Here is a 21,899-nt window from a genome sequence, read left to right on the forward strand (position 1 = left end):
GCTGGTTTAGGGCGTTTCAATGAGGAGCGCCGCCGGGAGCTGCTCCCACCACAGGTACCAGTCGTGCTGACCGTAGAGCGCCTCCACGAGCTTGTCGAAGCCGCGGTAGACGCGCACCGGCATCGCCGAGGAAACCATCGTGTGCTCGACCGCCAGGATTTCGGCGTCGCGGCGGGTCGTGACCGGTACCGGCGTGTAGAACTCAATAAAGTCCGAGGCGATAACAGCCGGGTAGGCGTCATCGCGTTCAAACCAGTAGCGGGCAATGGACAGCATCGCCTCGGGGCTGGGGCTGGAATCCCACCCGCCGAAGGGCAGGTAGGCAAATACCCCGGATACATCCCGCAGCGGCAGGTCCATAATCAGCAGTTCCGCGGCGCGGTCGATGTCGGTAGCTTTGACTTTCTCATTGATGATGCCGGCGGTCAGTTCGAAGGGGTACTCCGCTTTCAGCGGCATGCCGAGATCGTCTTCACCGAGTTCGCCGTTCTCCATGAGGCGGCGGTAGGTCTGCAGGTAGGCGCTCTCGTTCAGCTGTCGGAACGCCTCGTGCGCGGCGACTTCTACACCGACTTGATCCAGGTAACGATGCTGGTCGGTGATGAGCTCATGTGCGTACTGCTCAACGGTGTCGGCGGTGATGTTCTGCACTGGGGTTGAGGTGCGCAGGGAGACGTTATTCTCAATGGTCCCGAGCAAGGTCGGGTCGAGGGCAACCACGATGGGGGTTGTTCCCCGGTTCTTGCCCTCGCAAAGGTGTTCGAGGTATCGCCGGTTAAGTTCGGCTCGTGGGGCGCCGTGGCGGATTCGCTCGTGTGGGTAGGGGTACAAAGCGACGAAGCGCTCGTAGAGCTCTGCCATGGTGTTCTCCGATGTTTGGTTGCCCCCAGTTTATCGCGTATTCTCGCGGAAAAATACGGGTTTCTGGAGGTTTTGGGAGGGCACGGAGGGCGTGTAATTTTTTCGTTTGATGAGTGTGTATCGGTGTGTGCTAAACACGCTTAAACTGCCTTAGTGTTGGGCGGTTTGTGCGCCTGTTTTCGTCAGAAAAAGTTAGAAATTTTTCGCCACCATGTGAGATTTTGGGCGGGTTACGCTGGGCGGCACCAAAGGGTGCGGTGGACACTTTCGTGGAGGTGGCGGGCGCCTCCTGCAGATCGGTATCCGCTGCCAGAACTCGGGTAGAACCGGCACCAAGTTCATGATTTACAGCCATAAAACACCCTATTTTCTTCTTCTGCGCGTCATATTTGACGTATTACGGGTATTTTGGGCGAGTTCCGCCACCTCCGCGTAGCTGCTGACGTAGAGTGTTGGTACCAGCTACCGTTCCGTATCGGCTTAGCGCAACGTACCGGCGCGGTGGCGGGTGCCGTGAACTCGCAAGAGTTTTAACCAATGGAGGTTCTCATGTCGAATAACTACTACAAAGAGATGGTTCGCCTGGCAGACAGCATCGCTGATAAGGCGCATGAGGGGCAGACTGACCGTAACGGCTGGCCCTATATCTCCCACCCTCGCCGTGTGGCTCTTGGGGTACGTAAGCTTGCGTGTGAGTTGGCTGCCGCCGTTCATCCCGATGTGTCTTTGGAAGAGCTGAAGACCGAGGCTCAGATTGTGGCGCTGCTGCATGACACGGTGGAGGATACCGGCGTTTCTCTCGCTTTCTTGGCGCGTCATTTCTCGGCGCGTATTGTGGATGCGATTGATGCCTTGACCCGCCGCCCGGGTGAGTCGCGTGAGTCGTATCTGAGCCGGGTGCGTGTGAATGATTTGGCTCGTCTGGTGAAGCTTGCCGATATTGCGGATAATACTGACCCGCAGCGTTTGGCGCTTCTGGAGGAACCGACTCGTACCTGCCTCATGATCAAGTATGAGCACTCGCTGAAGCTACTGCACCTGAACGATTAGGTTCAACGCTAACCGAAAATAGAAGCCGCCCGGTATGGAATGTGTTCCATGCCGGGCGGCTTCTATGAATCATCTATTGAATTAGTCCAGGTGAGAGACTGCGTAATCAGCTTCTTCCTCGGTAAATCCTTCAGCAGATGAAGTCAGCTGGGAACGGATTGCCTCGGGAGACATGTTCATCGTCTTCTGGTAGCTCTTTGCCGATTCCAAAGCATTTGCGTTCCAGTCAGCCTTCACGTTATCCACGGCGTACTGAGCCGCCTCTGGGCTAAACTTTTCGGCAGAACTTGTCAGCTGGTTATAGATACCCTGCTTCGACATATGCATAAGGCGGGAGTACGACTGCGCCGAGTTCAACGCTGATTTGTACTCGGTCGGTACTTTATCGCCCTGCTTTGCCTTGGATTCCGCCGCCGTGGTGGCAGGAGCCGCAGAGGTACCGGCATCTGCCGCAGAAGAGGTATCAGTACCTACCGCAGCGGAAGAAGCACTAGTCGCAGACGAATCAACAGCCGCCGAAGATGAGGGGGCACTTACCTTAGTGGAGCTCTTAGAGCCGCCCATCATCGAAGCGCAACCACCAAGAAGAAAAATAATTACGAGAGTGATAAACCACCAACGGAGGTAGAAAGGCTTCTTCTTAACGTAGACAGAACCGTCAGCGGCAATAATCTTTTGTGCCATGATTTCCTTTCGGCTTTCCTCAAGCAACCGTTGCATGAAGAAAACCAATATGAAGTGAGTGGATAATTCACAAGGAAATATACTTGACCCCCCCCCCATTGTCAAAGTGGCAAAAATTGGCGTTGCTCAGAACAAGCATCCACTGCTCACATATCTGATATCGCATAAAAGTACCCGCCCGGTGCCGAAGGCATACACCTTCCGCACCGGGCGGGTACCTTATCTGCGAGTCAGGAGCTTAGATGTTGAAGCCCAGCGCGCGCATCATATCGCGGCCGTCCTCAGTAATACGCTCCGGGCCCCACGGCGGCATCCAAACCCAGTTCACACGCCAAGAATCAACCAGGTTATCCAGGTTGCTCTGAACCTGCTCCTCAATAACCTCCTGCAGCGGGCACGCCGCAGTGGTCAGAGTCAGGTCCAGAATGAGGGTTCCATCCTCATCCCAGCGCAGACCGTAGAGCAGACCGAGGTCAACAATATTGACGCCAAGCTCCGGGTCAATGACCTCCTTGAGGGCTTCCTCAATCTCTTCCTGAGGAACACGACCCTGCACAGTCTCAGTCATAGTTCTATCTTTCTGTCAGAATCCGGTCAGGGAAGAAGCTTACTTCTTACCTACGTAAGCTACGTAGCCCTCTTCTTCCAGGCGGTCAGCCAGCTCGGGGCCGCCCTGGTCAACCATCTTGCCGTCCACGAACACGTGCACGAACTGCGGCTTGATGTAGCGCAGGATGCGGGTGTAGTGGGTAATCAGCATGACGCCCATGTCGTTCTCGTCGTGCGCACGGTTCACGCCCTCAGACACGATCTTCAGTGCATCAACGTCCAGACCGGAGTCGGTCTCATCCAGGATGCCGAACTTGGGCTTGAGCAGCTCCAGCTGAAGGATCTCGTGGCGCTTCTTCTCACCGCCGGAGAAGCCCTCGTTCACGTTACGTGCGATGAAGTCGGGGTCAATCTCCAGGTTCTTCATGGCTTCCTTAACGTCCTTGGTCCAGGTACGCAGGGAGGGAGCCTTGCCGTCCACAGCGGTCTTAGCGGAACGCAGGAAGTTAGACATGGTCACGCCGGGGATTTCAACCGGGTACTGCATAGCCAGGAACAGGCCTGCGCGGGCACGCTCGTCCACGCTCATCTCGGTGATGTCCTCACCGTCGAGCAGGATCTGACCGGAATCAACCTGGTACTTGGGGTGGCCAGCAATGGTGGAAGCCAGAGTGGACTTACCGGAACCGTTCGGGCCCATGATTGCGTGAATCTCGCCCGAGTTGATGGTCAGGTTAACGCCCTTCAGGATGGGCTTGGTGGTTTCGTCGTCGAGGATAACCGAGACGTGAAGGTCCTTGATTTCAAGAGTAGACATTGATTTCTCCTGGTAAAGCTTAGTTGTTGCTGAGGGCGAGCTCTGCCTCAAGGGCCTCGGTGAGCTGCTCTTCAAGTTCGGGAACACGGATCTGCTGAATGATCTCGTTCAGGAAGCCGCGCACGACCAGACGGCGTGCCTCAGCCTCCGGAATACCGCGAGCCTGCAGGTACCACAGGTGCTGCTCATCGAGCTGGCCGGTGGTGGATGCGTGGCCGGCGCCCTCAATCAGGCCGGTCTCAATCTCCAGGTTCGGCACGGAGTCGGCGCGGGGGCCAACTTCCAGCAGCAGGTTACGGTTCAGCTCGTAGGTGTCGGTGCCTTCTGCATCCTTACCAATCAGAACGTCACCAACCCATACGGAGTGCGCACCCTTACCCTGCAGCGCGCCCTTGTAGGTCACGCGGGACTTGCAGTTGGGTACGGAGTGGTCCACGAACAGGCGGGACTCAATGTGCTGACCTGCGTCTACGAAGTACAGGCCGTACATTTCAGTCTCAGCGCCGGGAGCGGTGAACTTGGTGGAGGGGGTCACGCGCACCAGGTCGCCGCCGAGGGACACCACAACGTGCTTGAAGCATGCGTTGCGGCCTAGCTTAGCGTAGTGTGCGGAGGCGTGGATTGCGTCGTCAGCCCACTGCTGCACGGAAACAACGTTCAGCTCAGCCTCGTCGTTCACCACGAACTCAACGTTCTGTGCCAGGACGGTGGAGCCGGTGTGGCGCAGAACCACGACAGCCTTCGAGAAGGGCTTAGCCTCAATCACGATGTGCTGTGCGGCAGCCTCATTACCGGTGCCGGTGATGTCGATTTCCACGTGCTCAGCCAGTTCAGCTTCGGCGGGGATGGTCACCACGGTTGCTTCGGTGAAGCTGGACCACGCGTTCGCTGCCACACGGTCCTCGGGGATACCCGCGGAGCCGATGCGTGCATCCTCGCGGGAGACGGTCTCAACCTGAACCTGCTCGGGTGCAGTAATCTGCGGTGCCGGTGCGGTGCCGGTCAGCTTCTCCAGGTGCAGGCCGCCCAGACGCTTCAGCGGGGTGAAGCGCCAGTCCTCTTCACGACCGGTCAGGGGCGCGAAGTCCTCCACGTTGTAGGAGGTCTTACGCTCTGCACGGGATGCTTCGAGTACCTTCTGGACGTTGTTCGGGTTGGAGCCCTGGTGGTGTGCCTCGGTGGCGCGCATCAGGGTGTCATCGTGGGCGAACTCGGTGGCGAGCTTCTCGCCCTCCTGGTCCATGCCGGGGATGATCGGGGAGTGGTAACCCAGGGTTTCTTCGTTGGTCGGCATTAGCCCACAGATCCTTCCATCTGAAGTTCGATCAGGCGGTTCAGTTCGAGTGCGTACTCCATCGGCAGCTCGCGGGCGATAGGCTCAACGAAGCCGCGGACGATCATCGCCATTGCTTCTTCTTCGCTCAGGCCGCGCTGCATCAGATAGAACAGCTGGTCCTCGGAGACGCGGGAAACGGTCGCCTCGTGACCCATGGTCACATCATCCTCGCGGACATCCACGTAGGGGTAGGTGTCGGAGCGGGAGATGGTGTCCACCAGCAGCGCGTCACAGACCACGGAGGACTTGGAGTGCTTAGCGCCCTCACGAACCTGAACCAGGCCACGGTATGCGCTACGGCCGCCGTTACGTGCCACGGACTTGGACACAATGGTCGAGGAGGTGTTCGGTGCAATGTGAACCATCTTCGAACCGGTGTCCTGGTGCTGACCCTCACCCGCGAATGCGATGGACAGGGTCTCACCCTTAGCGTGCTCGCCGACCATGTAAACAGCCGGGTACTTCTGGGTGACCTTCGAACCGATGTTGCCGTCCACCCATTCCATGGTGGCGCCCTCGTGCGCAACCGCACGCTTGGTCACCAGGTTGTAGACGTTGTTCGACCAGTTCTGGATGGTGGTGTAGCGAACGCGTGCGTTCTTCTTCAGCACAATCTCAACCACTGCGGAGTGCAGGGAGTCGGACTTGTAGATGGGGGCGGTGCAGCCCTCAATGTAGTGAACGTAGGAGTCTTCGTCCGCAATAATCAGGGTGCGTTCGAACTGGCCCATGTTCTCGGTGTTAATGCGGAAGTACGCCTGCAGCGGGATCTCCACGTGAACTCCCGGGGGAACGTACACGAAGGAGCCACCGGACCATACGGCGGTGTTCAGTGCGGAGAACTTGTTGTCACCAATCGGGATGATGGAGCCGAAGTATTCCTTGAACAGTTCGGGGTATTCGCGCAGACCGGTGTCGGTGTCGACGAAGATCACGCCCTGCTTCTCCAGGTCCTCACGGATCTGGTGGTACACGACCTCAGACTCGTACTGTGCAGCCACACCCGCGACGAGGGAGTTACGCTCCGCCTCGGGAATGCCCAGACGCTCGTAGGTGGTGCGGATATCCTCGGGCAGTTCCTCCCAAGAAGCCGCCTGACCCTCGGTCGAGCGCACGAAGTACTTGATGTTGTCGAAGTCGATTTCGGAAAGATCCGCACCCCAGGTGGGCATGGGCTTACGCTCGAAGAACTTCAGCGCCTTCAGACGCATATCCAGCATCCACTGGGGTTCGTTCTTCTTCGCAGAGATGTCGCGCACGACGTCCTCGTCCAGGCCGCGCTTTGCTACCTGGCCTGCTGCGTCGGAGTCTGCCCAACCGTACTCGTAGTTGCCAATGCCCTCGAGTTCGGGGTTCATCTCCAGGATCTCTGAAATGACGGTGTCGTTGGCGTTCTGCCCAACTTTCTCAGTCATTACGGCCTTTCTTCGATGGTTATTACATTTCTCTCCGCCACCTGCCGGTTGCAGGCGCGGTAGTTTAGGGGGCTGATGCCGCGCTCGACCACGGCGTTTAACGTAGCGTGGGGCGGGCGGGTTCCAGCGTGCGGGTCGCACCCTTGAGGGGTTCATTGGGGTGCGCCGCGAGGTACTGCGGTAAGCGTTACGCGGAAGGTTTCTCTAGGAATAGGTTTCTCTAGGATTCTTCTGCGTTCTTCTCACCCTCGGCGGTGACGCGGTTCAGGGGCACGTGCGTGGTACACACGTGAGCACCCGAAGCCATGGTTGAAAGCCTACGGACATCAACGCCGAGCAGGTCAGAAATAATCCCGGTTTCCTGCTCGCAGAACACTTGGAAGTCTCCAGCGAGGTCGCGTACCGGGCAGTGACCCTGACAGAGCTGAATACTTGCCAGGAAATGCTCGGGAACGGTTCGTCCTGCAGGAGGCGCGGTGACCTGAGCGGTCGCCACGAAACCGTCCTTGCTCATTGCCTCTGCGAGCGCCTGCGCTCTGGCTGCCACGTCATCACCGGCGGCTTCTACGACGGGTCGGTAGCGGGCTTCCATTTCTGCGGCGCGGGCGGAGGCGAAAGCTTCGAGGGCTTCCTGCCCAACCGTGTCGCGGAGCATTTGTAGGGCGTCGCGGGCGATGATGAGGTAGTCGTTGCCGAGGCGTTCGTGGCCCTGGGGGGCGATCACGTAGCGGCGGGCGGGTCGTCCAGCTCCGGCGCCGTGCTTTTTGATGGGTGCGACCTCGATCATGTTGTTGGATTCGAGGGCGTCGAGGTGGCGGCGTACCGCTGCGGGGGTGAGGCTGAGGAGCTCACCGAGGGTTGCTGCGGATACGGGTCCGTTGTTGAGGACTTCACGCAGGACGCGGTCCCTGGTGCGTTCTTCTGCCTCGGCTTTGCGCTTGGATGTGCGTGCCGCGGAGGACTTTGTACTGGAAGCACCAGTAGAGCCCGAGGCGGCGGTTCGGGTGCCGTTTCGGGTCTGCGCCTCGTTCGTTGAGGCGCGCTGAGGGGTCTTATTCACGGAATACACAAATAAAGTATGTCCTAATTAGTTTTTCTTTGGCTAGTTAGGTACCCCTACTTGCTAACTTTTCTACCTTAAAGTGAACTTTTGAGTCGTAACGGGCGTGCTTTGAACGTGAGTTAGGGCATAAGATGAAGGGGCACACACGCTCCTTCATCGCAAAAATCGAAAGTGACTGTCTATGGAGACCACCACCGCGGGCCAGCAGGACCACCCTGGGCGTGCATCCGCCGCGCCAACGGCACACGCTGAGCACCACACGGAGCCCAGCGCCTCCCCCACCGCACGACGACGCATCGTCACCGAAGAACCGGCGCTCAGCATTAAAGACCTCATCAAAGAGTTCAAACCCTCACGCGCCTTCCGCACCAAATACCCCGAACGGCTCACCGCCAGCGGACTCTACCGCGCCGTCAACAAGGTCAACCTGCGCGTCTTCCCCGGTGAAGTGGTCGTCCTCCTCGGAGCTAACGGTGCCGGTAAAACCACGACCCTCGCCTGCGCCCAGGGCCTGCTCAAACCCACCCGCGGTACCGTGCGCCTGCTCGGAGAAAACCCGCTGCAGGCGGACCCGGAGCTGCGCGCCAAGGTCGGCATTATGCTCCAGGACGGCGGCCTGCCAAACGCCATGCACCCCATTCCGCTACTCGAGCACATCTCGACCATGTACACCGACCCGTACCCGGTCGAAGAGCTTGCAGAACGCCTCGGCATTGATGCCTTCAACGGCACCACGATTCGCCGCCTCTCGGGTGGTCAGAAGCAGCGTGCCTCCCTCGCCGCCGCCCTCATTGGACGCCCGGATGTGCTCTTCCTCGACGAGCCCTCCGCGGGTTTGGATCCGCAATCCCGCAACGTCGTCTTCGACATCATTCGTGAACAGCGTGAACTCGGCACCGCTATCGTACTCACCACGCACCTGATTGACGACGCGCAGAAGCTCGCCGACTACGTGTACATCATTGAAAACGGCACCACCGTTCAGGAAGGCACCGTCTCTGAGCTTATCGCCAGCGACGGCACGAACCGCCTGCGCTACACCCTGGATGCGCCCACCCCCACCCGCGAGCAGCTACTGCCCGCGCATCTGCGTGCCGGTGTGGAGCTCATCGAGAAGGTGCCCTACACCCCGGCTCGTGACGGCGCACCCTCCGTGCCCGGTGAGTATGAGCTGGTCGGCGCGCTACGCCCCGAGCATCTGGCGGCGTTCACCTCGGCGCTCGCCGAACGTTACCTCATGCCGATTTCTCTCACCATGGAACCGAAGACTCTTGAGGATGTCTTCCTCGACATTTCAGGACGTGATATCCGATGAGCAACACCGCACGCACTAACAACGAGCGAGCAGAACTTCAGGCAGAAGAGAGCCGGGCGGAAGAACGCACCGCGAACACCCGCCCCAAGGTCTCTTCTATTGACGAAGATGAGGAGTACATTCCCCCGCGCGCGAACTACCCGCTCGTGCGCGTGATTGAGCAGGGCCGCTACGAGACGATGGCGATGCTCCGCAACGGCGAGCAGCTGATGCTCAACATTATTTTTCCCGTCATGGCGCTTTTCGCCCTGCGGTTCACCGGTCTGATTGATGAGTACGCGAACTCGGTCGGGGTATCCCGCATGGATGCGGCGGTTCCCGGCGTTCTGGCGCTCTGCGTGATTTCTACGGCGCTGTCCGGTCAGGGCATTGCGACCGGTTTTGATCGCCGCTATGGCGTGCTGCGATTCCTGGCAACCACTCCCCTGGGCCGTAACGGCCTGATCATGGGCAAGTGCATTGCGGTGCTGGTGGTCGTGGCGATTCAGTTCACACTGGTGGCGGCACTCGGGTACGGTCTAGGCTGGCGCCCGGACGCTATCGCCGTCTCGCGCTCCATCATCACGATGCTCATGGGCGCTGGCGCGTTTACTGCGCTGGGTCTGCTCATCGCCGGTACGGTGCGCGCGGAGGCGACCCTCGCCATCGTGAATATTGCCTGGGTGATTCTTGCCGGTGCCGGCGGCGTGGTGTTCCCGTTGAAGTCCTTCCCCGACTGGTACGCCGGGGTTGTGGCATGGTCGCCCTCGGCGGCTCTGGGTGACGCGTTGCGCGGCAACTTCATTCAGCATCAGTGGCTTGCCGACCCGCACTGGGTCCTCATTGTGTGGACCGTGGTCATTGGGTTTATTGCCTCGCGCAAGTTCAAATGGTCCGACTAGAGGTAGCGCAAATACAGACAGTGCAAGCGCAGACAGTGCAAGAGCAGACAGAGCTTCTTCTCATTGCAAATTAAAAGGCGGGCGCCGGATATGTTTCCGACCATATCCGGCGCCCATACATATAACACAAACCTTTAGCCTCAACCACGCACAAAGTGCACGGTCCGAGACTAAAAGAAAGCACCCTCCTCCAGAACCTTTTATCTCACCACCACAGTAAGATAATCAACGGTTCTTACGCGGAGGAGGGGCTTCAATCACCGAGATGCAGACCGACCCAACCACTGTTTCGGTCTGCAACCTTCCTGCTCAACCTTAACATGAGCTTCACCACTTACACAAAAATTGTTACGTTACTGAACAATATTCAGCGCATAGCTCACCAACACACCCTCACCACGCACCAGCCACACGCCACGAAACCCGGCTGAAACCCGGTTAAAACGCACGGAGTCCGCGCTCCGGCGGCACGTTCTCCCCCGAATCGTCCCCGCATCATCCCCGTTCCCCCCCCCGTATCACCCTGTGAATGTCTGCATTCACACACCGGATACTTCCGCCCAGTGAACTATCCTGTTAAAACGAAAGGGTCGAAACAAACCTCCCGGCGCCCCGCACCTACCCGGGTACCTACCGGCGCGGGAATAAACACCCCCGAAGGCACGTTACACCCGACGGACAGCGCGCTAGCACAAGCCTGCTGGCGCATCCACTCACGTTGTGAAAGGACACCCACGTGGCAGAGAACTTCCAGTGGACAGAAACCGACCAGCGCGCCGTAGATACCGCACGTATCCTCGCCGCAGACGCCGTAGAAAAGGTCGGATCCGGCCACCCCGGCACCGCAATGAGCCTGGCGCCGGTCGCCTACCTGCTCTTCCAGAAGGTCATGAACCAGGATCCCTCCGACGACCGCTGGGAAGGCCGTGACCGCTTCATCCTCTCCCCCGGCCACACCTCCCTCACCCTGTACACTCAGCTGTTCCTCGGCGGCTACGGCCTGGAAATGAGCGACCTGGAAGCCCTGCGCACCTGGGGTGCCCTCACCCCCGGCCACCCCGAATACAAGCACACCAAGGGCGTAGAAATCACCACCGGCCCGCTCGGCCAGGGCCTGGCATCCGCCGTTGGTTTCGCCTACGCACAGCGCCGTATGCGCGGCATGTTCGACCCCGAAGCAGCACCGGGCACCTCCCCCTTCGACCACCACGTCTACGTCATCGCCTCCGAAGGTGACGTGCAGGAAGGCGTCACCGCCGAGGCGTGCGCGCTCGCAGGTCACCAGGAGCTCGGCAACCTGATTGTCGTCTGGGACCGCAACCACATCTCCATTGAGGAAGACACCGACGTTGCCTTCACCGAGGACGTGGCCAAGCGCTACGAGTCCTACGGCTGGGACGTTCAGCGCGTGGACTGGACCCGCACCGGCGACTACGTTGAGGACGTCGCAGAACTGTACGCCGCTATTGAGCGTGCGAAGGCTGTCACCGACAAGCCCTCCTTCATCGAGCTGCGCACCATCATCGGCTACCCCGCCCCCACCAAGCAGAACACCGGCGCAGTGCACGGCTCCAAGCTCGGCGCTGAAGAGGTTGCCGCAACCAAGGAACTGCTCGGCTTCGATCCCGCCAAGAGCTTCTTCATCGAGGAGAACGTCCTGGCACACACCCGCCAGCTTGTCGAGCGCGGCGCCGCCGCACACAAGGCATGGGACGAGAAGTTCGAGGCATGGGCCAAGGCTAACCCCGAGCGCGCCGAACTGTACAAGCGCCTCGTCGCAGGCGAACTGCCCGCAGACTACAAGGCTGCCTTCCCCGTGTTCGAGGCTGGCACCTCCGTGGCAACCCGCGCGGCTTCCGGCACCGTCATCAACGCTATCGCTGACACCTTCCCCGAACTGTGGGGCGGCTCCGCTGACCTCGCCGGCTCGAACCTGACCACCATCAAGGGTGCAGAGTCCTTCAATCCGGCATCGCGCAGCACCGAAGACTGGACCGGCAACCCCTACGGTCGCGTGCTGCACTTCGGTATTCGTGAGCAGGCTGCCGCAGCAATCGTCAACGGCATCGTGCTCTCCTCCCCGACCCGCGCGTTCTCGGGCACCTTCTTCGTGTTCTCCGACTACCAGCGTCCGGCTGTTCGTCTCTCCGCGCTGATGGGCGTTCCCGCACTGTACGTGTGGACCCACGACTCCATCGGTGTGGGCGAGGACGGCCCCACCCACCAGCCGATCGAGCACCTCTCCTCGCTGCGCGCTATCCCCGGCTTCGACGTGGTTCGCCCCGCGGACGCTAACGAAACCGCCGTCGCATGGCGCACCATCCTGGAGAAGTCCGACCGCCCCGCAGGTATCGTGCTCTCCCGTCAGAACCTGCCCGTCTGGGCTCGTGAAGACGTGCACGCAGACGCTGAGGGTGAGAAGTTCGCTTCCGCTGAGGGCACCGCACGCGGCGGCTACATCATGGCTGACACCGAGGGCACCCCGGACGTCATCCTGATCGCTACCGGTTCCGAGGTTGAGCTGGCCGTTCAGGCTCGCGCAACCCTCGCAGAGCAGGGCATCGCCGCCCGCGTGGTTTCCATGCCTTCGCGTGAGTGGTTCGCCGAGCAGAGCGAAGAGTACCGCGAGTCGGTTCTGCCCTCCTCGGTTGCAGCCCGCGTCTCCGTCGAGGCTGGCCTGGCAATGAGCTGGTACGACCTGCTCGGCACCGCCGGCCGCGCCGTATCCATCGAGCACTTCGGTGCATCCGCCGATGCGAAGACCCTGTACCGCGAATTCGGTATCACTGCGGAGGCTGTCGTGGCTGCCGCTAAGGAATCCATCGCCGCCGCTAAGTAGGCAGTAACAACGCCGCGGTAACTGCCGCGCACACTGCGCTCCCCCGTACGGTGGGGTGCGGACGCAACGGGTAGGCTCCGGCTGACCGCTCAGCCGGAGCCTCCCGCCGCCCAGAAGATTTCACTGATATCTCAAATTTCAATTTCGACAAAGAATCGAAGGTTTTCACATGTCTGAGTCCACTCAGAAGCTTTCCGACGCCGGTGTCTCCATCTGGCTTGACGACCTCTCCCGTGAGCGTCTGACCAGCGGCAACCTCGCCGAACTCATCAAGACCCACAACGTCGTCGGTGTGACCACCAACCCCACCATCTTCGCTAGCGCGCTCTCCAAGGGCGCCGCATACGCTGAGCAGATGCGTGAGCTTGCCGCCGCCGGCGCAAGCGTTGAAGAGGCAGTCTTCGCCGCAACCTGCGACGACGTACGCAACGCCTGCGACGTGTTCGCACCCGTCTACAAGGCGTCCAACGGTTTTGACGGCCGCGTCTCCATCGAGGTTGACCCCCGCCTGGCACGCGACGCCGAAGGCACCGCCAAGATGGCACGTGAACTCTACGAGCGCGTGGGCCGCGAAAACGTCATGATCAAGATCCCCGCAACCCAGGAAGGTCTGCGCCCCATCGCGGAGACCCTGGCTGCCGGCATCAGCGTGAACGTGACCCTGATCTTCTCCCTGACCCGTTACCGCGAGGTCATCAACGCCTACATGCTCGGCCTGGAGCAGGCGCTGGAGAACGGTAAGGACCTGTCCACCATCCACTCGGTCGCATCCTTCTTCGTCTCCCGCGTAGACACCGAAATCGATGCACGCCTCGAAGCTGCCGGCGGCGACGCTGTGCAGCTCAAGGGCAAGGCAGGCCTGGCAAACGCACGCCTCGCCTACGAGGTGTTCGAGGAAATGTTCTCCTCCGAGCGTTGGGCACGTCTGCAGGCACACGGCGCGAACGTACAGCGCCCGCTGTGGGCATCCACCGGCGTGAAGGACCCCTCCCTGCCGGACACCCTGTACGTCACCGGCCTGGTTGCACCCAACACCGTGAACACCATGCCCGAGGCAACCCTGAACGCTGTTGCCGACCACGGCGAGGTTACCGGCAACACCATCGTGCCGAACTACTCCGAGTCCAACAACGTTCTGGACGCTATCTCCGCTTACGTCTCCTACCCGGAGGTCGTGGAGAAGCTCGAGGTTGAGGGCCTGTCCAAGTTCGACGTCTCCTGGGAAGAGCTGCTACAGACCGTCCGCGAGGCACTCGAGCAGGCTAAGTAGAACCAGGCGACACAGCCGAATCTACAGCTGCTGAAATTCGGAAGCCACTGAAGTTCAGCAGCCACTGAAATATAGCGCATGACCAATGCGTTCCCGGTGTGCACCACCCGACGCACACCAACCGATATGCACGCCCAACATATTGTGGGCACAGCACCAATCCGCCGGGATTCTCGTAGAGATTCTGACCGGGATTTTCGCCAGGGTTCCCGCAGGGCTTCACCGCCCGCGGCGTCCCAGAGAATCTCGGCGGGTTAGGTGCCCCTCATATCGTCCCGTCAAAAACCGGTACAATACAGGGTACACACCTTCCAGAATGCGGCATCGCCTCCGCGCGACAAGGTACGAACCGCGCGCCGCACGAACCAACCAAGGCAATCAAAGGAATATATTGTGACTATCGGTCATGAAGCGAACCCCCTCAGGGACACTCGCGACCGCCGCATTACCCGCATTGCGGGGCCGTCCGCGCTCGTCTTCTTTGGCGTAACCGGTGACCTGGCCCGCAAGAAGCTGCTTCCGGCAGTGTATGACCTCATGAACCGCGGTTTGCTCCCGCCGAGCTTCGGCCTTGTCGGCTTCGGCCGCCGCCCCTGGAGCGATGACGACTTCCGCGCCTATGTGCGTGAATCTGTTGAGGCAAACGCCCGCACCCCCTTCCGCGAGGACGTATGGAACCAGTTCCAGCAGGGCATGCGATTCGTTGAAGGTGCCTTCAACGACGACGCAGCCTTCGAAAAGCTCAAGAACACCCTCGCCGAACTCGACGAGCGTGGCGCCCACGGCAACCACGCTTTCTACCTCTCCATCCCCCCGAAGGCATTCGAGCAGGTCCTCACCAAGCTCGCCGAACACGACCTCGCATCGCGCGATAACGACACCGTCAACCCCGTCGACGGTTGGCGCCGCGTGGTCATTGAGAAGCCCTTCGGCCACAACCTTGAAAGCGCACGCGAACTGAACTCCATCGTGGAGGCAGTCTTCCCGCCCGACGCCGTGTTCCGCATCGACCACTACCTGGGCAAGGAAACCGTTCAGAACATCCTGGCGATGCGTTTCTCCAACCAGATGTTTGAACCGCTCTGGAACTCCCACTACGTGGATCACGTCCAGATCACCATGGCTGAAGACATCGGCATCGGCTCCCGCGCAGGCTACTACGACGGCGTGGGTGCGGCCCGCGACGTCATCCAGAACCACCTGCTGCAGCTGCTCGCCCTCACCGCCATGGAAGAGCCCCTCAGCCTCGACGCTAAGCACCTGCGCGCCGAGAAGGCGAAGGTCCTCGAAGCAGTCCGCATCGACGATCTGCCGAACTCCTTCGCGCTCGGCCAGTACGCCGCAGGCTACCAGGGCGGCGAGCACGTCAACGGCTTCTTCGACGAGAACGACATCCCCGCAGACTCCCGCACCGAAACCTTCGCAGCGCTGAAGGTGTCCATCGCAAACCGCCGCTGGGAAGGCACCCCCTTCTACCTGCGCGCCGGCAAGCGCCTGGGCCGCCGAGTCACCGAAATTGCCGTGGTCTTCAAGAAGTCCTCCGACCGTCTCTTCGGCGAACGTGAAAACCCGCAGGTCGGCCAGAACGCCATCGTCATCCGAGTGCAGCCTGACGAAGGCATGACCATCCGATTCTCCGCGAAGGTGCCCGGCACCCAGATGGAAATCCGCGACGTCAACATGGACTTCGGCTACGGCCACTCCTTCACCGAAGAGTCCCCCGAAGCCTACGAGCGTCTCATCCTGGACGTTCTGCTCGGCGAGCCGCCGCTGTTCCCCCGCCACGAAGAAGTCGAGCTCTCCTGGAAGATCCTCGACCCCTTCGAAGAGTACTGGGAAGAAAACCGCATTAAGCCTGAACCCTACGAGTCCGGTTCGTGGGGTCCGCGTTCAGCACACGAGATGCTTGAGCGTGACAACCGCGCTTGGAGGCGCCCGTGATCTCGCACCTGCATAACACCACCGTTTCCGCCATCAACAAAGAACTGAGCCACCTGACTGCCGCCAACGGTAGCCTCAGCAGCGGACGAGTTCTCACCCTCGTTGTTCTCGCGGAAAAGGGCCACTCCCGCGAAGCAATGCGCGCCGCAATTCGTGCCTCCCACGAACACCCGAGCCGCATTATTGTGCACATCTCCCACGATCCGCTCGACCCGGACCAGCTGGATGCAGAAATCCACCTCGGCGGCGACACCGGCGCCTCCGAGATGATTGTTCTGCGCGGCTGGGGTAGCGCATCCCGCCCGACCGAAGCACTGATCTCCGGCCTGCTGCTGCCGGACTCCCCGATTGTGGTCTGGTGGCCGCACTCGGTGCCCGAGAACCCGGCACAGCACTCCATCGGTCGTATCGCGCAGCGTCGCATTACCGACTCTGCGCGCGCGGCAGACCCGAAGGAAGCCCTCAAGCACCTCGCCGAGGTGTTCCGTGCAGGCGACACCGACCTGGCGTGGACCCGCCTCACCCTGTGGCGCACCCAGCTGGCAGCGCTCATGGAACAGATGCCTTCCTCCCCCGTACGCCGCGTGGTCGTGTGGGGTTCGGGCAAGTCCCCGTCCGTGGTACTGCTCGGTACGTGGCTCGGCTGGAAGCTTGAAGCACCCGTACACCTCGCCACCATCGGCGCGGCAAACCGCGGCCTGTACCGCGTCAGCATTGAGCGTGAAGACGGTTCGGTGACGATGTTCCGCCCCGGCATTTCCGTGGCAACCATCTCCACCCCGTACGCGCCCGATCAGCAGATTGCGCTGCCGGTGCGTACCCTCGCCGAGTGCATCTCTGAGGAGCTGCGCCGCCTCGACCCGGACGACACCTACGGTGACGTGCTGAAGCAGGCGCTGCGCACCGTCACCCTCGTCGATGACACCTGCCAGCCTGAAGACATGCTGGACCTCGAAGAATACCCGGAGGTTTTCGATGCCTAAGATTCAGAACATGGGCGCATCCACCCCCACCCTGGTGGCGCACCCGACCCGCGACGCTCTCGCAGAGGACGCGGTGACCCGCATCCTCGACATCATTGAGCACGTGCTCTCTGAGCGCACGATCGCCCACATTTCGCTGACCGGCGGCACCATGGGTATCGCCACCTTGAAGGCGTGGGCTGAGAACGAGCGCGTGAAGGATATCGACTGGTCCCGCGTGCACTTCTGGTTCTCCGATGAGCGTTTCGTGCCCGAGCGTAGCCCTGAACGTAATGACGGTCAGGCTATTGAGGTGCTGCTCGCTCCCCTGCTGTCGCACGGCCTGGTTGTGGGCAATGTGCACCGCATGGGCCCCTCCGATATTTTCACCGGCCTTGAGGCTGCCGCCGAGCACTACGCCTTTGAGATGCGTGACTACGCCGGTTCCGCACCGGCTGTGAGCGTGCAGATGCCCGAGGGCGCAACCGAATTGCCGCTGGCTGGCGGTCACGGTGGCGGCGCAGGTCACGAGCACGGCGGCTCCGGCGGCTGTGGTTGTGGTGGCGGCGGTTGCGGCTCTTCCGCACCCGAGCAGTCCATCGAAGATACCACCCTGGACGAATTTGACGCTGAGGCTGCTGAGGCTTCCGAATCCGCCGGTGGTTGCGGATGCGGCGGCGGAGGCTGCGGTGGTGGCGGTGGCGGCCAGTGGCCCGCACCGGTCTTTGACATCACTCTGCTGGGCATGGGCCCGGACGGTCATATTGCTTCCTTGTTCCCGGGCCGTAAGCAGGTTCTGCTGGGTACCGGCCTGCCGGAGGATCCGGTTGAGGGCGGTAAGGCCGTGACCGTGATGGTTTCTGACTCGCCGAAGCCCCCGGCTGAGCGCGTGTCGGTGACCCTGCCGATTATCAATAACTCCCGTAACGTCTTCTTCCTCATCACCGGTGAGGATAAGCAGGATGCGACCAGCCGCCTGCTGGCTGGTGCAAAGCTGGACGCTGAGGACCTGAACGCGGAGCTGCTGCTGGAAACCCCGGCGGTGGGTGCGCGCGGTAAGAAGCAGACCCTGATTTTTGCAACTGAGGAGTCGCTGGCTCCCGAGAACCGCCCGTAAGGTTCGGTTCTGAGCTGCATCAACAAAAGAGTGGAGCCCCGGATAGTTTCGACTATCCGGGGCTTTTCTCTATGGTTTTACACCACCCCGAATGGTACTAGAAGTGGTACTATAAAGTATGCCGAGTATTGAAGATTTAGTTGCGAAGATGGCCTCCAGCCCTCAAAACGTTACTTTCACTCAACTTCAAAAGGTATGCACCCATTTCTTTGGAGCGCCGCGTATCCGCGGATCTCACCACTACTACAGCACCCCCTGGCATGGTGACCCTATTGTCAACATTCAACAGGGAAACTCCGGTAAAGCAAAGAAATACCAAGTCAAGCAGGTTCTAACTGCCATTCGAAAACTGGAGAATAACGATGACTAGTACTCTCCCCCGCCAAGAGCTCTACACCTACCGCGTCGAGTGGTCTGAAGACGACCAGGAATTCGTCGGAACCGTAGCCGAATTTCCCAGCCTCTCATACTTGGCACCGACCTCGACCGAGGCATTCGCAGGTATCCGAGAAGTCGTCGCCGACACCCTCGAAATTCTTGAAGAAGACGGCCGCGAGGCACCCGAACCGTTCTCTCTGCGTTCCTTCTCAGGACGATTCAACTTGCGTGTTTCACCGCAATTGCATCGTCGTCTGGTTCAGCAGGCAGCGCTTTCTCACCAGAGCCTGAACCAGTACGTGAGCCAACAGCTCGAAGCGGTCGCATAAGTAATCCAGGACATCTTCATCATCCAACGAAGATTCCAAAATGTTATGACATGACAAAAGAGTGGAGCCCCGGATAGACATCTATCCGGGGCTCCACTCTTTACTACGCCGCGTTACTGTTCAGCAGCGGCAGGATGCTGCGGCTTCTATTTCTTCGGCTCCTGTTCCTGGGCCTGCTGTTCCTGGGCCTCCTCCGCTTCGTTCTCGAAGCCCACGTAAAGTGCCGCCAGCGACGGAACCGTATCCTCCAGCACCTGCTGCGCCTCCTCAGCGGTCGGGGTGAGCTTCGCGCCGGTCAGCTGCAGGTACTCGCGCACCGTCATGGGCTGCGCCCAGTCAAAATGCTCACGCACGGCGGTGATGTTCGCGCCAGACTGCAACACGTTAATGCCGCGGGCAAGACCAATATCCGTCACCTTCACGATGGCGTCGGTCTCCTCCGGGATGTCGTACGGGTCGCGGTTCTGCAAGTCCACAATGAACGGCAGCACGCCGCGGCTCTCAGCGCGTAGGGTGAACTTGGTGTGCACCTGGCTCACCTCGTGCACCTCGCCCACGCCCACGGCGGGAACCACCATGAAGCCTGCCTGCAGGTCGTTCACCGCGGCCAGGGTGTGTGCTTCCCCGAAACCGGAGTACAGCTGCACCACCGGCACGAGGTAGCACACCTCCGCCTTGAGCGCCTTGCGAGCCTCAATGTCGATGTACTCCCAGGCGCCGCCGGTACCGTCCGTAATATCGCCGGAGTGGTGCGCGTAAATGGCGCCCTGGCTGTTCTTCACGGTCTGCGACCAGTAGCTGATCTTGTCCATGTAGTTGCCTTCGGCGTCGAACATCATCAGCGACAGGTCAATGTCCACGCCCTCATCCCAGAAGCAGAAGAGGCGGATCACACCGGTGGGCGGCAGGTGCACCGTTGAGGTGTTGTAGCGGCCCATACCGTCCAGGGAGGGGCGGGCGCTGCGGGTGTTCAGCGGCATGACCATGTCCCCCACCTCGTCGGGCAGGTAGATGCTGGTCTCGGCAAGACGGCCGGACAGGCCAATCTCGACCAGGCGCTCCAGCAGGTCCAGCACCGCCGGGCTGTACTCGCGCGCCGGAATCATGGTGGCGATGCCGGTCTTGGACAGGTTCATGCGCTGCGGGGCGGCAGGCTCAGCTTTCTGAGTGGACGCCGCGCGGCGCTCCTCACGCTGGCTCACGGAAGGTTCAGAGCCGACCGGAATAGAACGCATCGGGTTCTCCGGGCCGGAATTATCCCCAAAGAACGAACCCAGCGGGTTCGGGATGCCCGCGTTCTGCATGAGGTTCTGAACCCTCGCGACGCCCTCCGGGTTGCGGCGCGCGTAGTCTGCCAGCTCCCGGTCCTCCTGCGCCGCCACAGGGTTGGCGGGGCGCTCCTTCGGCGGGTTCGCGAGCGCGTTACGCTGCAGGGTCACCAGGTTACGAATCTGCACCAGGATAGGTGCGGAAACGCGCGGCGCCACGGCGGCGAACGCATCAAAGATGACCTGCTGGCCGGGGCTCGGCGCGGTATCAATGCCGTAGCGGGGCGCTTCGAAAGCATCCAGGGCGCGAACCAGCTGACGTGCAAACACGCCGGGGCGGGTAGAGAGCAGACGCGCCACGTTCTGCGCATCCCGAGTTGCGTAGGCGCGGTCTACCAGCGACTCGAAGCTGTACACCTCGCCGCGGTACAGGTCGTCAGCCCAGCGGCTCAGCGCGGTCAGTGACGGGTAGTCGCCGGGGTGAATCGCCTTGACGAGGCGCTTGTACATTTCGGCGGCGGGTGCGCTGTCGTAGCGGGCACCGACCGGGTCGGCTTCCAGCACCCGGTTGAGCAGGTGCGCGATGCGGGTGCGTTCGTTACGGCGCAGCTTCAGGCGCGGCGCGATGCTCAGGCTCAGGTCCCCCACCGTGCCGTTGTAACGCAGGCGCGAGTAGGCGGCGGCGAGGGCGAGCGCCTCCTTCATGGTGCGCAGGTGTTCAGCGTCTTCGGGGTGCAGGCAGGCGGCGATGAACACGCGGTTTTCGCGGCTGGTGTTCTCCGGTCGGGCAGCCGGCAGCGCGTCATGCTGGGCGAGGAAACGGCGCAACGCCACGAGGTCGCGCTGGTCGGTCTGGTTGTACGCCTGCTGCTGACCGAGCAGCTGCTGGTAGAGGGCACCCGCCATGATCAGGGCGTTTTGCACGCCGCTGACCATCTGCAGGGGTCGGCGGTTGCGTTCCATGGCCGCGAAGTTGGAGCGGCTCATCGGCTGCTGCCACTCGTAGGGCACGTAGTTCTCGGGCAGGCCGCCAAGGATGCGCTCGGTGCCGTCCGGGTTGTAGTACGGGTTGGAGAGGTAGTGCATGATCTGCTCGGTGTAGCGCTGCTCGTCGGTGAGCGTCAGGGCGCGCAGATCAAAGTCGCGGCGGAACACGCGGCCGGGACGGTACCCGTATTCGTAGGACCAGATGGTTGCAAACAGGGCGAATTCGTTGGCGCTGGCGTTCAGAGCCTGGGCGAGGGACTCAGGGCTGAGGGTCAGACCGCAATTGCTCAGGACGGATACTCGCCCCAGGTCGGTGTCGAATGCGCCGGAGTGGTGCAGCTCGTTAATGCTCGAGTAGTTCGAGCGGTAGTAGGGGCCGTACAGGTCGGTGAAGACGTACACGCCGTAGCGGCGCATCAGGATGAGGCGCACGAGGGGGCTGAGGCCCTCGGGTGCTTCGCCGTGAAGATAGGTGGATTCGTTGAGGTAGGGTGATTCCTGCAGGTAGGGGGATGCGTCGTAGGGAGTGGTCACGGGTCGTCCTTTCCGTTGGTCTCACCCGGCTGTCACCGTCGGTGGTGTGTCTATGTTCTTATCGTAGCGGCGTGGGTGCGGGTTGTCGCTGGGTTTGGTCATCGGTGACCTGCGGGGGTATGTATTCGCGGGGGCAACAGGCGGTTACGTAAGCGGAGCCTGGGCGGTGTTTATCCGTTGTTTGTTAATCGGTCGCTTGCTTATCTGTTAGCCGCCTATCTGTCAGCCGCTCATCTGTTAGCCGCGTGGGAACGGGGTTAAAAGAAAAATGGCGGGAAGCGAAGAATCCGATAAATATAAGAA

18 protein-coding genes are annotated in these 21,899 nt (G+C 61.0%); 10 read left to right on the forward strand and 8 right to left on the reverse strand.

The features are described from left to right. Positions 1 to 6: 6 nt before the first annotated feature. Positions 7 to 861, reverse strand: a complete 855-nt coding sequence (locus HMPREF2999_RS07785) for a DUF4253 domain-containing protein (RefSeq protein ID WP_070676319.1) — start codon at positions 859 to 861, stop codon at positions 7 to 9. A 549-nt stretch (positions 862 to 1,410) separates the two neighbouring features. Between HMPREF2999_RS07785 and HMPREF2999_RS07790 the strand changes: the two genes are divergently transcribed. Next, positions 1,411 to 1,911, forward strand: a complete 501-nt coding sequence (locus tag HMPREF2999_RS07790) for an HD domain-containing protein (RefSeq protein ID WP_070676317.1) — start codon at positions 1,411 to 1,413, stop codon at positions 1,909 to 1,911. Positions 1,912 to 1,992: 81 nt separating this feature from the next. On the opposite strand, the gene HMPREF2999_RS07795 is transcribed toward HMPREF2999_RS07790, so the two are convergent. The 6 genes from HMPREF2999_RS07795 to HMPREF2999_RS07820 all read right to left on the reverse strand — a co-directional run bounded on the left by HMPREF2999_RS07795 (position 1,993) and on the right by HMPREF2999_RS07820 (position 7,781). Beyond that, positions 1,993 to 2,595, reverse strand: a complete 603-nt coding sequence (locus HMPREF2999_RS07795; protein WP_070643262.1) for an Ltp family lipoprotein — start codon at positions 2,593 to 2,595, stop codon at positions 1,993 to 1,995. 238 nt (positions 2,596 to 2,833) lie between these two features. Then, positions 2,834 to 3,163, reverse strand: coding sequence for a metal-sulfur cluster assembly factor (locus HMPREF2999_RS07800; RefSeq protein ID WP_005506103.1), 330 nt, complete (start codon positions 3,161 to 3,163; stop codon positions 2,834 to 2,836). Between the two features lie 39 nt (positions 3,164 to 3,202). Then, positions 3,203 to 3,961, reverse strand: a complete 759-nt coding sequence (gene sufC, locus HMPREF2999_RS07805) for a Fe-S cluster assembly ATPase SufC (RefSeq protein WP_070676315.1) — start codon at positions 3,959 to 3,961, stop codon at positions 3,203 to 3,205. Between the two features lie 19 nt (positions 3,962 to 3,980). Beyond that, positions 3,981 to 5,255, reverse strand: coding sequence for a Fe-S cluster assembly protein SufD (sufD, locus tag HMPREF2999_RS07810; RefSeq protein WP_070676312.1), 1,275 nt, complete (start codon positions 5,253 to 5,255; stop codon positions 3,981 to 3,983). Continuing rightward, positions 5,255 to 6,712, reverse strand: coding sequence for a Fe-S cluster assembly protein SufB (sufB, locus tag HMPREF2999_RS07815; protein WP_070676310.1), 1,458 nt, complete (start codon positions 6,710 to 6,712; stop codon positions 5,255 to 5,257). Before sufB ends, sufD begins: the two co-directional genes overlap by 1 nt. Positions 6,713 to 6,932: 220 nt before the next feature. Then, positions 6,933 to 7,781 (reverse strand): helix-turn-helix transcriptional regulator, encoded by an 849-nt coding sequence (locus HMPREF2999_RS07820; protein ID WP_049327159.1) that lies wholly within the window; start codon positions 7,779 to 7,781, stop codon positions 6,933 to 6,935. 175 nt (positions 7,782 to 7,956) lie between these two features. Here HMPREF2999_RS07820 and HMPREF2999_RS07825 point away from each other — a divergent pair, with 175 nt between their 5' ends. The 9 genes from HMPREF2999_RS07825 to HMPREF2999_RS07860 all read left to right on the forward strand — a co-directional run bounded on the left by HMPREF2999_RS07825 (position 7,957) and on the right by HMPREF2999_RS07860 (position 18,807). Beyond that, positions 7,957 to 9,090 carry an ABC transporter ATP-binding protein gene (locus HMPREF2999_RS07825; protein ID WP_070676307.1) on the forward strand — a complete coding sequence of 378 codons (1,134 nt, stop codon included), beginning with the start codon at positions 7,957 to 7,959 and terminating at the stop codon, positions 9,088 to 9,090. Continuing rightward, on the forward strand, positions 9,087 to 9,971 hold the full coding sequence (locus HMPREF2999_RS07830) for an ABC transporter permease (protein ID WP_070676305.1): 885 nt from the start codon (positions 9,087 to 9,089) through the stop codon (positions 9,969 to 9,971). Before HMPREF2999_RS07825 ends, HMPREF2999_RS07830 begins: the two co-directional genes overlap by 4 nt. Positions 9,972 to 10,707: 736 nt before the next feature. Continuing rightward, a complete protein-coding gene (gene tkt, locus HMPREF2999_RS07835; RefSeq protein WP_070676303.1) occupies positions 10,708 to 12,810 on the forward strand; it encodes a transketolase in 2,103 nt (700 codons plus the stop codon). Between the two features lie 169 nt (positions 12,811 to 12,979). Next, a complete protein-coding gene (tal, locus tag HMPREF2999_RS07840) occupies positions 12,980 to 14,080 on the forward strand; it encodes a transaldolase (protein ID WP_070676301.1) in 1,101 nt (366 codons plus the stop codon). Between the two features lie 393 nt (positions 14,081 to 14,473). Beyond that, positions 14,474 to 16,021, forward strand: a complete 1,548-nt coding sequence (gene zwf / locus HMPREF2999_RS07845) for a glucose-6-phosphate dehydrogenase (RefSeq protein WP_049327154.1) — start codon at positions 14,474 to 14,476, stop codon at positions 16,019 to 16,021. After that, the gene (locus tag HMPREF2999_RS07850) at positions 16,018 to 17,004 is read left to right on the forward strand and encodes a glucose-6-phosphate dehydrogenase assembly protein OpcA (protein WP_049347008.1); all 987 of its coding nucleotides are present in this window, start codon (positions 16,018 to 16,020) and stop codon (positions 17,002 to 17,004) included. The genes zwf and HMPREF2999_RS07850 overlap by 4 nt, the downstream gene beginning before the upstream one ends. Beyond that, positions 16,997 to 18,100 carry a 6-phosphogluconolactonase gene (locus tag HMPREF2999_RS07855; RefSeq protein WP_070676300.1) on the forward strand — a complete coding sequence of 368 codons (1,104 nt, stop codon included), beginning with the start codon at positions 16,997 to 16,999 and terminating at the stop codon, positions 18,098 to 18,100. The genes HMPREF2999_RS07850 and HMPREF2999_RS07855 overlap by 8 nt, the downstream gene beginning before the upstream one ends. 118 nt (positions 18,101 to 18,218) lie before the next feature. Then, positions 18,219 to 18,470, forward strand: coding sequence for a toxin HicA (locus HMPREF2999_RS09320; RefSeq protein WP_005506120.1), 252 nt, complete (start codon positions 18,219 to 18,221; stop codon positions 18,468 to 18,470). Further along, positions 18,463 to 18,807 carry a type II toxin-antitoxin system HicB family antitoxin gene (locus tag HMPREF2999_RS07860; RefSeq protein ID WP_070604265.1) on the forward strand — a complete coding sequence of 115 codons (345 nt, stop codon included), beginning with the start codon at positions 18,463 to 18,465 and terminating at the stop codon, positions 18,805 to 18,807. Before HMPREF2999_RS09320 ends, HMPREF2999_RS07860 begins: the two co-directional genes overlap by 8 nt. Positions 18,808 to 18,953: 146 nt before the next feature. On the opposite strand, the gene HMPREF2999_RS07865 is transcribed toward HMPREF2999_RS07860, so the two are convergent. Further along, positions 18,954 to 21,596: a TerD family protein gene (locus HMPREF2999_RS07865; protein ID WP_070676298.1), complete on the reverse strand. Its 2,643-nt coding sequence runs from the start codon at positions 21,594 to 21,596 to the stop codon at positions 18,954 to 18,956. Positions 21,597 to 21,899 lie beyond the last annotated feature (303 nt).

Source organism: Rothia sp. HMSC066H02 (assembly GCF_001814995.1).
Classification (GTDB): domain Bacteria; phylum Actinomycetota; class Actinomycetes; order Actinomycetales; family Micrococcaceae; genus Rothia; species Rothia mucilaginosa.